The organism is Clostridium sp. AM28-20LB, from assembly GCF_003480665.1.
GTDB classification, from domain to species: domain Bacteria; phylum Bacillota; class Clostridia; order Lachnospirales; family Lachnospiraceae; genus Otoolea; species Otoolea fessa.
On record NZ_QUJN01000003.1, the window covers coordinates 313,700 to 326,081 of the forward strand.

Here is a 12,382-nt window from a genome sequence, read left to right on the forward strand (position 1 = left end):
GATTTATGCCGCCTCCTTTCCTGCCGCGCCCAGTTCTTTTTTCTGTGCCAGAGATTTTCTCCATCTGGCGAATCCCGGTGACTGGAGTGCTACGATGATGACAACCACAATCGCCTTGTAAACCGGAACCTGATCCGAGGATACGTGCATCGCATACAGAGTGGTCGTCAGCGCCTGAATTGTATACGCGCCGATGACGGAACCTGCCAGCGAGAATTTACCGCCGCCGAGGGAGTTTCCGCCGATGGCAACTGCCAGAATCGCATCCAGCTCCATATTAAGACCGATGTTATTCGCATCCGCCGAGTAGATGCGGCTGGAAGCAATCAGACCGGAAAGACCGGAACAGAGTCCACAGTACGCGTAGGTGAGGAAAATAATCATAACCGACTTGATGCCGACAAGCTGGGACGCCCGTTTATTGATACCGACCGACTGGATATACATGCCCAGTGCCGTTTTCTTCAAAAGTAACGAAGTCAGTGCCACAACGACAACCGCCACGATAAACGGGGTCGGAACCGGGAATCCCGGAAGGGAAGCGCCCAGGGTACGGTAGCTGTCCACGCGCACGTATGTGATCTGTCCATCCGTGATCAGCTGTGCGATACCGCGCCCGGCAGTAAACATGATAAGAGTCGCTACCATCGGCTGGATGTTTAACTTTGCAACCAGAAAACCGTTGAAGCAGCCGATCGCCGCGCCGACGATGAGCGCTGCCAGGAAGCCAAGAATCAGCGGATTGGCATATGCAGTTGCTGCGCGCTCGCCGCCGGTTAAGATGTTGCAGCAGACTGCCGCACTGACCGCCATGATCGCACCGACGGAAATATCCGTTCCAGCGGAGGACGATACGACAAGCGTCATGCCGACTGCCAGAATCACCAGCTCTGACGCACGGTTGATGATATCGATTAAGTATCCGTAGAGAACGCCGTTCCGCACCTCGATCGCGAAGAAGTTCGGCGTCGTGACGATATTTACCAGCAATACCAGCGCAAGGCAGAAAATCGGGAGAAACAGCCTCTGCGAGGTAATTTTTTTGAACGTCATATTTTTCATAGCTACTGTCCTCCTGCAATGGTTGACATGATGTTGGACTGGTTCATCTCATCCTCGGAAAGTTCTCCTACCTTTGCACCATCACGCATAACGACCATGCGGTCGCAGGTACGGAGCATCTCCTCGATCTCGGAAGAAATAAACACGACTGCCATGCCCTGTTCTGCCAGTTTTACGACCAGTTTCTGAATCTCTGTCTTGGTTCCGACGTCGATGCCACGGGTCGGCTCGTCCAGAATCAGGAAATCCGGGTTGGTCAGAAGCCAGCGTCCGATGATTACCTTCTGCTGGTTGCCGCCGGAGAGTGATTTGATCGGTGTCTCACGGCTGGCGGTCTTAATCTGCAGCATATCAATGTATTTATCGGTAAATTCTTCCTGCTGCTTGCGGCTGAGCAGGTGGAACATACCGCGTTTTGCCTGAAGTGCCATGATCAGGTTCTCACGCACGGATAGATCCGAGATGATACCCTCGTTTTTCCGATCCTCCGGCAGATATGCCATGCCGGCATTCATCGAAATCAGCGGGTGGCGCGCCGCGATCGGTCTTCCCTTGACGCTCAGCTCGCCCTCATCCGGCTTTTCCGCTCCATAGAGAACACGGACCGTCTCAGAACGTCCCGAACCCAGAAGCCCGGTAAATCCGACGACTTCACCCTTGTGAATCACCAGATCAAACGGCTTTATGTATCCTTTCTTTCCGAGTCCCACCGCCTTGATGACGATGTCCGCTTCGCCGTGTTTCTCCTCACTCTTGGAATCCTTGATCGCTGCCAGATCATCGAAATCCTTTCCCATCATCTTGGCAACCAGCTGGACTCTCGGAAGCTCCGCCGTCGTAAATTGTCCTACCAACTGCCCATTCCGAAGAACGGTGATCTTATCGCAGACTGCATACACCTGCTCCAGGAAATGTGTAACGAATATGATGCCGACGCCTTCGGATTTCAGGCGGCGCATCAGATTAAAGAGCTTTTCTACCTCTCCATCATCGAGGGAGGAGGTCGGCTCATCAAGAATCAATACCTTTGCCGACATATCGACTGCACGGGCGATCGCTATCATCTGCTGAATTGCAATCGAATAATTGTCGATCGTCTGTGTTACATCTGCATGTATGTCAAGGTCCTGCAGCAGTTTGCTGGCCTTTTTATTCATTGTTTTCCAGTCAATCAATCCGCCTTTTCGCGGTTCGCGTCCGATAAACAGATTCTCTGCAACCGTCAGGTTCGGACAGAGATTGACTTCCTGATACACGGTGCTGATGCCCCGGTTCTGTGCCTCCTGCGGGCTGCGGTTGATGATCGCATGATCGCAGCCGTCTATCATGATTTCCCCTGTTTCAAACTCCTCTACACCCGTCAGGACTTTGATCAGCGTGGATTTTCCTGCGCCATTTTCCCCCATCAGGGCATGAATTTCGCCTTTTTTTAAGGTAAAATCCACATTCTGCAGAGCTTTTACACCCGGGAATGTCTTATAAATATGCCTCATCTCAAGAACGGAATCCTTTTCCATAAAAGCTTTGCCTCCTTATTTTTTGAAAAAGAAAGCGCAGGGACGGAAACCTAAGCCTCCAGCCCCGCGCCTCCTGATTGCCAAGTGCCTGCCGTCCGCCGAAACCTCCGGTCTGACACTCATTCACTTACGGTCAAAAGCGATTGCCTGTCCGATTATTAACATTTAAAAATACCATTCAATAGCGAATTAGTAAGCTCTTGTCTTTAAGATTTCTTCCAGATCCATGCTTGTATCGAAGTATGCTTCGTCTACGTACTGAATCTTCTCAACCTCTTCGCCTTTTTCCAGTTTCTGGATGATTTCAGCTACACGCGGACCATGAAGCGGGTTGCACTCGAAGGTTGCGTTTAAGTCGCCAGCGATCATGGACTCGAAAGCTGCCTTTACGGAGTCAAAACTTACAACGATGATGTCGCCGTCCGGACCACAGGTCTTGCCTGCTGCCTTGATAGCATCGATGGCACCAAATGCCTCGTTATCATTCTCACAGATAACAACGTCGATGTCATCATAGCTCTTTAAGAAGGACTCCATAACTTCCTGTCCTTTTGCCTGGGTGAACTCACCAGACTGTCTGTCAAGCATCTTCCAGTTGGAGTGCTCTTTCAGCTTGTTGTCCATACCTTCCGTACGGCCAACCTGTGCGGATGCACCGATGGTACCCTGAATGGTAACCATGTTGATCTCTTCGTCGCCGCGTCCCTGATCCTCTAAATATTTAGCCAGCCAGTCGCCGCAGGTCTCGCCTTCTTTTACGAAGTTTCCGCCTACCCATGCCTCATACAGGCTGTCATCAGAAAGCTGCATCTGACGGTCAGAAAGGATAACCGGGATACCAGCCTCTTTTGCTTCTTCCAGAACGGTCTCCCAGCCAGTCTCAACAACCGGAGCAACTACGATGTAGTCAACACCCTGCTGGATGAAAGAACGGATTGCCTTAATCTGATTTTCCTGTTTCTGCTGTGCATCGTCGAAAATCAGTTTGTAACCATTTTCCTCAGTAAATGTAGATTTGAAAGATTCGGTGTTGGCTGTTCTCCAGTCAGACTCAGCACCAACCTGTGCATAACCTACGGTAATCAGATCGCCGTCTGCTGCCGCTTCTTTCTCTTCGCCCTCTTCTGCTGCCTCTGTATCAGCCGGAGCTGCTGCCTCCGTCTCTTTCTCAGCCGGATTGCTTGTACAAGCGGTCATGGATAACGCCATTGCTGCTGCTAAAGCTGCGGACACTAATCTTTTTCTCATACTGTTTCCTCCTTATAAGACCCAATATATTTGTTTTTGCGTATTTATTATAACAAAGCACCCCGCATCATGGATACGGGGCATCTTTGGAAAAAGGTATATTATTTTTTTGAGATGTTTGTCGTTTTCTGTGTTTTTCCAGGTGTACCCTTAAAAAAATACAATTTTTTTTGAAAAAGTTATGATTTTTTTTGATTTCCCAAATAAACCTTAAAGCAGGTGCCGATATTCTTTTCAGATTCAACCAGGATCTCAGCCTGATCGCCATAATACATCTGAATCCGCTGCACCACATTATGTAGCCCAAATCCGCCGCTGCCGATGGGGGCAAGTTCCTCTTCCGGCTCCAGGGTCAGCTTGGCACGCACGGCGGCAAGTTCCACCTCATCCATGCCAATCCCATCGTCCTCCACCTCAAAGACAAGCCCGTTCCGATCCTCATAGCCGCGGATCACAATGCATCCGCCGCCGCGCTTATTTTTGATGCCGTGGTAGAGGGCATTTTCCACCAGCGGCTGCAGCAGCATTTTCAGCACAATCCGGCGCCGGATAGACGGCTCGATCTCGATCGAATAGTCGAGAATGTCCTCGTACCGGATCTTCTGAATCTTTAAATAGCTCCGGATGTGTGATTCTTCCTCCTCGATCGTGATGAAATCGCGCCCGCCCGATAAAACCGTGCGGAAAAAGTCGCTTAAATCCGTCGTCATCTCCACGACCTGGCGGTTGTTGCCGCCCTCTGCCATCCATACGATCGAATCAAGTGTATTATAGAGGAAATGGGGACTGATCTGCTCCTGGTGGAGGCGCAGCTCCAGCTCCCGCAGGTTCTTCTGCTCCTGCCTCGTCTTATCAAGCAGCCGCCGGATGCGGTCGCTCATCTGGTTAAACGCCCGTGCCAGCACGTTAATCTCTTCCAGCCCGCCCGGTCTCGCCCTCGCATTCAGGTTCCCGCGGCCGAGCTGTTCTGCCGTCCTCTGTAACTGCTGCAGCGGTTCCGTGATGGACTTCGTGATCGTAACTGCCAGAAACATACCCACCACCAACACCACCAGAAGAAGCGCCAGATAGCTCTGCACCTGATCCGCCATCTGCACCTTCAGTTCTTTCTGAAGCTGCTCCATGTTGATCATTTCATAATAGGTATACTGCGTAATGTAATCCTGAATCATCGAGCAAAGACCCTGGATGTCATTCTCCCAAATATTGACATTTTCATCGTAATATCCACCGGCGGCGGCATTTCCAATCATTTTATCCACTGCCCGCTCCAGGGAATCCAGACAGGAGAGGATACCTCTTATCTTGATATCACAGTCCGACCCCGGTTCCCGCTCGATCGTCGTTCCGAACGCCTGTCTCGCCGACGCAATCAGGCTGTGGGGATTCTTGACCACCGTCGCATACTTCGTCTCGCCCTCGACAATATCTCCATTTTCGAACTGTTCCGCGTCGATCAGCCCGATCATAACACGGTACATCGAATACTCCATATCCGATTTGAACTTTATGTTGTACTCATTCGCCGTCTTTAGATTCGCCAGAATCGCGTCATAGGAAGCAGAATAGGAGGCGATCATCTTCTGGAACCCGAGCGCCATGCCTGTTAATGGAATGGCAATCACGAAGAGGAGAAGGATCAGACGGGCGCGGAGAGAAAGAGGGCGATATGGACGGGCAGCGGATAACGAATCAACGCCCGGATCCTGATTTTTATTCAACTCTGCCATCTCTTCTGTTTTTCCAATCTGCCCCTGCTCCACTCCCATATCTTTCCTCCCTTTTTGAACACCTATGTACTTTCGGAATCTTTCTGTGCTTGATTTTGTGAGATGATTTTTTGTCAGTTGTGCCCAAATTTCTGAGGCGTACGCGGTACGTACGTTGATGAAATTCGGGTGCAGCTGGCGGAAAATCAGCCACAAAAGCAAGTGCAGAAAGACTCCGAGAGTACATACCTTCCTTACTCCTGCCGCGTCTGGCTCGCCTTATACTCTTTTGGCGACTGCCCCATCGCTTTTTTGAACGCCGCGCTGAAATAGTGTGAATCGTTGTATCCCACCTGCTCCCCGATCTCAGACGTCCGGTAGGAGGTGCATTTCAAAAGTTCACATGCCCGTTCCATCCGCACCTGCGTCAGATACTCCACAAAAGACTGCCCCGTCTCCTGCTTGAAAATCGAACTGAAATAGCTCGGACTGACGCCAATATGCGCGGCAATCCGGTTCAGCGACAGGTCGCTCTGGCTGAAATTTGCCCGGATATATTCCTTTGCATCCCGGATCACGCTGCCATAACGGTCGTTCGATGCCCGGTCACGCGCCTGCAGGGCAACCGTAAACTCATCGACCAGATAGGCTTTCGTCATCTCCACGCTCTCGATCACCTTCGGAACCCGTTTTATGTCAACCGCACTTTCCGGAACCTCCGGCGGCTCCGCTTTCAATTTCTTCAAAAACTCCTGCACACAGTAAAAAATATCCATCGTCATATACTGACGCAGCAAGAGCGATTTGTAATTATGTTCACCGATCGCTGCAAAATACTCCTCGACAAACGGACTGCACTCTTCGACTGAGCCGAGCTTTAAAAAATCGTTGATGAGCTTCCGGTCAACGCCGCTATAATCCGTTTTGTCCAGAAATTCCGTATATTTTTCGTAGCTGACAAAATACCTCTCCAGAAGCTTTGATTTTTCCCTCTCTTCCCGGATCTCGTCCGCCGCCTTTTTCAACGCATCGATGAGTCCCGCCGAGGATACCGGCTTCAGCAGATAATCGCTGATTCCTATCTTGATCGCCTCTTTTGCATATTCAAATTCATTATAGCCGCTGAGCACGATGATCCGCGTGCGCGGAAGCGCCTTTTTCACCAGACGGCTCAGCTCCAGCCCGTCCATAAACGGCATCTTGATATCCGTTACCAGAATATCCGGCTGTGCCTTCAATATCAGCGGATACGCGTACTCGCCGTCGCCCGCCTCCCCCGCAAATTCAAATCCGTGGCTCGCCCAGTCAATATTATCCCGTATACCGTGCCGGATGATCACCTCATCCTCTACCAGAAACACCTTTACCATGGTTTTCCCCCCTGGACTCCATTTTTCTCTGTCCTTTTTATCCATTTGCCCGAATACACCCGTTTTTCATTTCCGTCCAGACGCCATTTTGCCGGCTGAAAATATTCACACCTTACTTCTTCTCACTCACTTCATACAAATCACTCCGCCGGTTTTCCAGCGACGGAATCTGCTTCCGTATCTTATCCAGATAATCTAAATCAATCTCCGCATAGGTGATCCCCGGTGCATCCTTTGACCGTGCAATCACCGTTCCCCACGGATCTGCCACCAGGCTGTTGCCGTATGCTGCATACGCCGGTTTCTGTCCAATCTGTCCCGGTGCCACGATGTAACAGCCGTTCTCGATCGCCCGCGCCCGCAGAAGAACCTCCCAGTGATCCTTTCCCGTCGGCATCGTAAAGCTCGCTGGAACAAAGATAACCTGCGCCCCGCGAAGCGCCATGAGCCGGTAAATCTCCGGAAAACGCACATCATAGCAGATCGACATTCCAAAAACGCCCAGCTCCGTCTCCACCGTCACAATCGAATCGCCCGGTTTGACCCGGTCCGACTCCCGGTACGGCGTGCCGTCCGCCAGCGTGATGTCAAACATATGCAGTTTGCTGTATGTCGCCAGAATCTTCCCCTCCGGCGAAATCAGCACACTCGTATTTGCCGATCGTTTTTCCCCCGGAAGTGCCTGCGTGATACTGCCCCCGTGAATATAGACGCCGTGTTCCTTCGCTTTCGCGCAGAGGCGCTCGGTCGTGTACCCCGGAATTTCCTCGCGTCCGCCGCCTTCACCGATATTTTTGCCGATCAGATTCATCACCTCCGGGAAACAGATAAGCTTCGCCCCTTTTGCCGCCGCCTCGTCAATCCAGGCGCATGCCGTCTCCAGATTCTTTCCTTTATCATTCTGTGTATCCATCTGCATCAATGCCACTGTATATCTGCGTATCATAAATACCCCCTGTATCCTGTCTATAAGCGCTTTTCTCTCCACAATTACCTATATTTTATTATAGCATCTCTTTTCCACACGGGTCAACCAATGCAAGGCGCTTCTCACACAACCTGTAACCCGGCTGTTACTGGGCACGTATGCGTGTCCAGTAACGGAATTTGCCGTGGCTTCGCATTTCAATACGGCAAATTCCTGCTGCCACCACGTTTTCTTACGGCACTTTCGGTTCCAAAAGTGCCTACCCGTGTACAGTAACCCGGCTTTTCATTTCCGCATATTATTAAAGTAAGAATATTTCAAGGAGCGTAACTGTCCCACTGATACACAGTTACCCAGGTATTTGCTTATGCCGCCCATTCTGGAAGTTTCCGGGCTTTCCTACTCCTACCACACGATATCCGGGGAGACGAAAGCCCTTTCTGATATATCATTTCAGGTAGAAACCGGCGAATTTATCGCCATTGTCGGACCGTCCGGCTGTGGAAAATCCACGCTACTCTCCTTAATCAGCGGGCTCCTGCCGCCGGAAGAAGGTTCCATTCTTATAAATGGGGTTCCGCTCTCGAAAAGCCAGTGCCGCATCGGTTATATGCTGCAAAGCGACCAGCTTTTCGAGTGGAGGACGATCATCCAGAATGCTGCCCTCGGGCTGGAAATTCAGAAAAAAATGGATCATGCCGCGGAAGACCGCCTCCACCGGCTCTTAAAAATCTACGGACTGGAACAATTTGAGCATTCCCGCCCCTCCGAACTATCCGGTGGAATGCGCCAGCGCGCCGCCCTGATCCGGACACTGGCGCTAGAACCGGAGCTTCTGCTTCTCGACGAACCATTTTCGGCGCTCGATTATCAGACACGCTTAACCGTCTGCGACGATATCAGCACCATCATCCGGGAGCGCCGCAAAACAGCGATTCTGATCACCCACGACCTCTCCGAAGCCGTGAGTGCCGCCGACCGCATCCTGGTTCTGACTAAACGCCCCGGAACCATCTGCCGCATCCTGCCGGTTACCTTCCCTCTGTCCGCTAACCGACCGCTGGAACGCCGGAATGATCCGGCTTTTTCTCTTTATTTCAATGAACTATGGAAGACACTGCAAGGGGAGGGCAAAAAGTATGAAATGTAAGAAAGAGTCCACCGCCCAGAAAGCCTACCTCCGCCGCCAGCTCCATCGGCGCCGTCTGGTTCTCTTCTGCCGGATTTTCTTATTCGTTTTCTTTTTAATATGCTGGGAAATGAGCGCCCGACTGGGGCTCATCGACGCGTTTATTTTCAGTTCCCCGTCACGCACCGTGCGCTGTTTCCTGCGGATGATGCAGGACAAAAGCATCCTCATCCACACCGGCGTGACGCTCTATGAAACGCTGATCAGCTTTACACTGGTCATCCTCTGCGGGCTGATCGGCGCGGTTCTCCTCTGGTCGAGCCGGAATCTTTCAGAGATTCTGGAGCCGTATCTCGTCATGCTCAACAGTCTGCCGAAATCCGCCCTCGCCCCGATTCTCATCGTCTGGCTTGGGAGCAACATCCGCACGATCATCGTTGCCTCCATCTCGGTCGCTGTCTTCGGCTCGATCCTGACACTCCACAACGGATTTTCCTCGATAGATCCCGACCAGATCAAATTAATCCGGTCCCTCGGAGGAAACCGGATTCATATTTTAACCAAAGTCCTGCTGCCAGGCTCAATCCCGCTGATTCTCGCCAACATGAAGGTCAACATCGGTCTCTGCCTGGTCGGCGTCATCATCGGTGAATTTCTCGCTGCCAAACAGGGACTCGGATATCTGATCATCTACGGCTCACAGGTATTCCAGATGGATATGGTTGTGATGAGTATTATTCTTTTATGTATTATGTCTGCGGCGCTATATCAAGGAGTAGGAATACTGGGAAAATTCCTACAGCAGCAATATCACCAGCATTAAAGCAATCTGTCCACTGCTTCACGTTTGCTGTTCTTAAGCGCCTGCATTTTTCCGCATCCTGTTCCCGCCAAAGCCTGTTTCCTGCCGCTTTTCTTTCCTGCATCTTGTAGAAAACTTGCAGGGAACAGACTTTACAGCTTCTGCTCCTTCTCCAGCTTCTCTGCTTCTTCCATCTCCTCTGCCGCCTCGACTGCCGTCTCCTCCGGAGTCTCGCTTTCAAGCGGAGCCGTACCGACCGCGATAAAGGTTCTCGCAGCCGCCAATGGCAAAAAGCCTACATAGGCGCTGTAGATGCCGAACTGACCGACCGCCCACGCTCCGAGTACCACGCCCAGGAAAAAGCTGATGACCGTATAGGTATAAAGAATTGCTTTTCTCTTAAATTCCTTATCCTTTGTCAGACCGTACTGCAGCCAGCCAAGCACCGACTGTTTGAAGTTGTTCGTCATAAAGATCGTCGCGCTGTTAAATCCGTCGGCACCGGAATAGACGCCCCACTGAAATGCGGATGCAAAGAAAATCGGATAAATTCCGACCAGCGCCGGTTCAAGCGGCAGCATCGACGCCAGTGCCAGCGCAGCCGCATCCACCCAGAGGGCAAGTTTCCGCATGTTTATCTTCGTAAAGTTCGTGAGCAGATATGCGGATGCCACGCCCAGTCCAAACAGCACCAGCGCAGCCAGACGCAGAAGGACGTTAAACCATTCCATCGATACCAGTTCCGCTCCCATCTCCATCAGGTTGCCTGTCTGAGCAGAGCCAAAGTTTCCGGCATGAAGCAAAATCGCATAGGCTCCGAGAAATCCTCCGACCAGGGATATATTCCAATGAAGGATCGCATCCAGGCGATCCCGAATCACTTTCTGTACCATACCATTACCGCCTTTCGCGGTTGATTGTATCGCGCGGCGGCTGGATCGTCAATGACAATTTACAAAAAATTACCATTTCTATCATAGACATTATCTATATAATGGCAAAAAAGCAGCCCCTGCCACACGACAGGGACTGCCTTTTATATTAGACTCTAAGAGTTAAGCTCTATATCTAATAATATGTAACGATTCACATTCGATTATTTATCTTCTGCGATACGTTTTTTGTTGATGTCTTTCCACATCTCAACGTCTACGCCCTTCCAGCAAAGCTTATCCGGGTTGTAGTACGGGTCTTTCTTTGCTTTCATCTGCTCTTCGTAGTCTTTGTACAGTGCAAATACCTTCGGAGACAGAAGCAGTACAACTAACATGTTGATCCATGTAGATCCACCAAGTGCAAGGTCAGAAAGGTTCCAAGCCAGACCGGAATCGATATTGCCCCAGATGAAGATAAGGATAGGCATAACAATCTGCATAATTCTGATAACTACTTTACGGGTAGCTGCTTTATCATCGCCCTGGAACAGGTAAAGAACCGAAGTCTCGCCCTCGTAATAGTAGCTGATTAAGCATGTAAAGGAGAACAGAGCCAGCATGATAGCAACGAACAGCGGAGCAATACTTCCCATAACGGTGCTGCAGGCATTCTGAACGAAGATAACGCCATATGTTCCATCTGCTGCTAACTGAGCCATCTGATCGTGCATTGCACCGGTACCACCGATGTAACCAAACTGTGTATTGTAGCATCCGCTTAAGAGCATCATCAGACCAGAAGCGGTACATACGATAACGGTATCCAGCCAAACACCAGCTGCGTTTGCCATACCCTGTTTAATCGGGTGGCTGGTCTCTGCTGCTGCTGCGGTCGGCATGGACTCACCCATACCAGATGCAGATGAGAATGTGCCTCGTTTAACACCCTGCTGGATAGCGATACCAACGCCGCCGCCCAGAAGAGCTTCTTTGGAACCAAATGCACAGGATACAACCTGAGCGATAACGCTCGGAATCTGACCTGCGTTTGCGATTAAGATAACAACGGTTGCAATCAGGTAAATGCCTACCATCGGCGGAACCAGCATAGATGCTACAGAACTGATTCGTTTAACACCACCCATAACTACAACTGCCATAGCCAGTGCGATAACCAGAGCCGTAATCCACATCGGAATACCTAAAGCGTTCTTAAATCCATCGCAGATTGTATAGGTAGCTGCTGCCGGCATGAATAATACAACGCCCAGTCCGAAGAATGCTGCATAGAAGGTACCATAAGCTTTCCAGCCAAGACCTCTCTCAGCACAGTAAGCGCCGCCGCTTCGATACTGACCATCGATACGGTTCTTATAAAGTACGGATAATGTACACTCAGTAAAGCAAACAGCAGAGTTTGTCATACCAGCGATGATCATCCAGAAGAGTGCGCCAGGTCCGCCCATGTAAAGAGCTACGGCTACACCGGCTACGTTACCGGTACCAACACGCATCGCCATGGTTGTACAGAAGGATGCGAATGAAGAAATACCGGATTCAGACTCCGACTTGTCAATGATTCGGCTCCACATATCTTTAAAATGAACAAACTGGAAAAAGCCGAGACGGATTGTAAAGTATAAACCACTACCAACAATCAGAACTAACATTCCAACGCCCCAAATGGGTCCGTTCAACATACTGACGATGTTGTTAATTGCTTCCATATAAAGTTCCCCCTT

Annotated in this window: 10 protein-coding genes; 2 read left to right on the forward strand and 8 right to left on the reverse strand. The window is 50.6% G+C overall.

What is annotated here, in order from left to right:
- Positions 1 to 3: 3 nt before the first annotated feature.
- The 6 genes from DW739_RS09075 to DW739_RS09100 all read right to left on the reverse strand — a co-directional run bounded on the left by DW739_RS09075 (position 4) and on the right by DW739_RS09100 (position 7,852).
- Positions 4 to 1,062, reverse strand: coding sequence for an ABC transporter permease (locus DW739_RS09075; protein ID WP_118652440.1), 1,059 nt, complete (start codon positions 1,060 to 1,062; stop codon positions 4 to 6).
- Between the two features lie 2 nt (positions 1,063 to 1,064).
- Positions 1,065 to 2,579: a sugar ABC transporter ATP-binding protein gene (locus DW739_RS09080; RefSeq protein WP_117796236.1), complete on the reverse strand. Its 1,515-nt coding sequence runs from the start codon at positions 2,577 to 2,579 to the stop codon at positions 1,065 to 1,067.
- A gap of 189 nt (positions 2,580 to 2,768) precedes the next feature.
- Positions 2,769 to 3,827 (reverse strand): ABC transporter substrate-binding protein, encoded by a 1,059-nt coding sequence (locus DW739_RS09085; protein WP_117796237.1) that lies wholly within the window; start codon positions 3,825 to 3,827, stop codon positions 2,769 to 2,771.
- Positions 3,828 to 4,006: 179 nt separating this feature from the next.
- On the reverse strand, positions 4,007 to 5,596 hold the full coding sequence (locus tag DW739_RS09090) for a histidine kinase (RefSeq protein ID WP_118524079.1): 1,590 nt from the start codon (positions 5,594 to 5,596) through the stop codon (positions 4,007 to 4,009).
- Between the two features lie 194 nt (positions 5,597 to 5,790).
- Complete coding sequence (locus DW739_RS09095; protein ID WP_118652444.1) at positions 5,791 to 6,906, reverse strand: helix-turn-helix domain-containing protein; 1,116 nt, start codon at positions 6,904 to 6,906, stop codon at positions 5,791 to 5,793.
- 112 nt (positions 6,907 to 7,018) lie between these two features.
- On the reverse strand, positions 7,019 to 7,852 hold the full coding sequence (locus DW739_RS09100; RefSeq protein WP_022358927.1) for a carbon-nitrogen hydrolase family protein: 834 nt from the start codon (positions 7,850 to 7,852) through the stop codon (positions 7,019 to 7,021).
- A gap of 349 nt (positions 7,853 to 8,201) precedes the next feature.
- On the opposite strand from DW739_RS09100, the gene DW739_RS09105 reads away from it, so the two are divergent.
- Together DW739_RS09105 and DW739_RS09110 are read left to right on the forward strand one after the other, a co-directional pair.
- On the forward strand, positions 8,202 to 8,984 hold the full coding sequence (locus tag DW739_RS09105) for an ABC transporter ATP-binding protein (protein ID WP_118491667.1): 783 nt from the start codon (positions 8,202 to 8,204) through the stop codon (positions 8,982 to 8,984).
- Positions 8,974 to 9,786: an ABC transporter permease gene (locus DW739_RS09110; protein ID WP_118491669.1), complete on the forward strand. Its 813-nt coding sequence runs from the start codon at positions 8,974 to 8,976 to the stop codon at positions 9,784 to 9,786. The genes DW739_RS09105 and DW739_RS09110 overlap by 11 nt, the downstream gene beginning before the upstream one ends.
- Before the next feature lie 131 nt (positions 9,787 to 9,917).
- Here the strand turns inward: DW739_RS09110 and DW739_RS09115 are convergent, their stop codons facing one another.
- Complete coding sequence (locus DW739_RS09115; protein WP_118468308.1) at positions 9,918 to 10,658, reverse strand: YoaK family protein; 741 nt, start codon at positions 10,656 to 10,658, stop codon at positions 9,918 to 9,920.
- A gap of 203 nt (positions 10,659 to 10,861) precedes the next feature.
- Positions 10,862 to 12,367, reverse strand: a complete 1,506-nt coding sequence (locus DW739_RS09120) for an alanine/glycine:cation symporter family protein (RefSeq protein ID WP_118742925.1) — start codon at positions 12,365 to 12,367, stop codon at positions 10,862 to 10,864.
- Positions 12,368 to 12,382: the final 15 nt, after the last annotated feature.

What these genes read in the sequence shown, in the direction of transcription:
- DW739_RS09095 (WP_118652444.1), bottom strand. Translation starts at nt 6,906, where the DNA reads ATGGTAAAGGTGTTTCTGGTAGAGGATGAGGTGATCATCCGGCACGGT.
- DW739_RS09105 (WP_118491667.1), top strand. Translation starts at nt 8,202, where the DNA reads ATGCCGCCCATTCTGGAAGTTTCCGGGCTTTCCTACTCCTACCACACG.
- DW739_RS09110 (WP_118491669.1), top strand. Translation starts at nt 8,974, where the DNA reads ATGAAATGTAAGAAAGAGTCCACCGCCCAGAAAGCCTACCTCCGCCGC.
- DW739_RS09115 (WP_118468308.1), bottom strand. Translation starts at nt 10,658, where the DNA reads ATGGTACAGAAAGTGATTCGGGATCGCCTGGATGCGATCCTTCATTGG.
- DW739_RS09080 (WP_117796236.1), bottom strand. Translation starts at nt 2,579, where the DNA reads ATGGAAAAGGATTCCGTTCTTGAGATGAGGCATATTTATAAGACATTC.
- DW739_RS09120 (WP_118742925.1), bottom strand. Translation starts at nt 12,367, where the DNA reads ATGGAAGCAATTAACAACATCGTCAGTATGTTGAACGGACCCATTTGG.
- DW739_RS09085 (WP_117796237.1), bottom strand. Translation starts at nt 3,827, where the DNA reads ATGAGAAAAAGATTAGTGTCCGCAGCTTTAGCAGCAGCAATGGCGTTA.
- DW739_RS09090 (WP_118524079.1), bottom strand. Translation starts at nt 5,596, where the DNA reads ATGGGAGTGGAGCAGGGGCAGATTGGAAAAACAGAAGAGATGGCAGAG.
- DW739_RS09100 (WP_022358927.1), bottom strand. Translation starts at nt 7,852, where the DNA reads ATGATACGCAGATATACAGTGGCATTGATGCAGATGGATACACAGAAT.
- DW739_RS09075 (WP_118652440.1), bottom strand. Translation starts at nt 1,062, where the DNA reads ATGAAAAATATGACGTTCAAAAAAATTACCTCGCAGAGGCTGTTTCTC.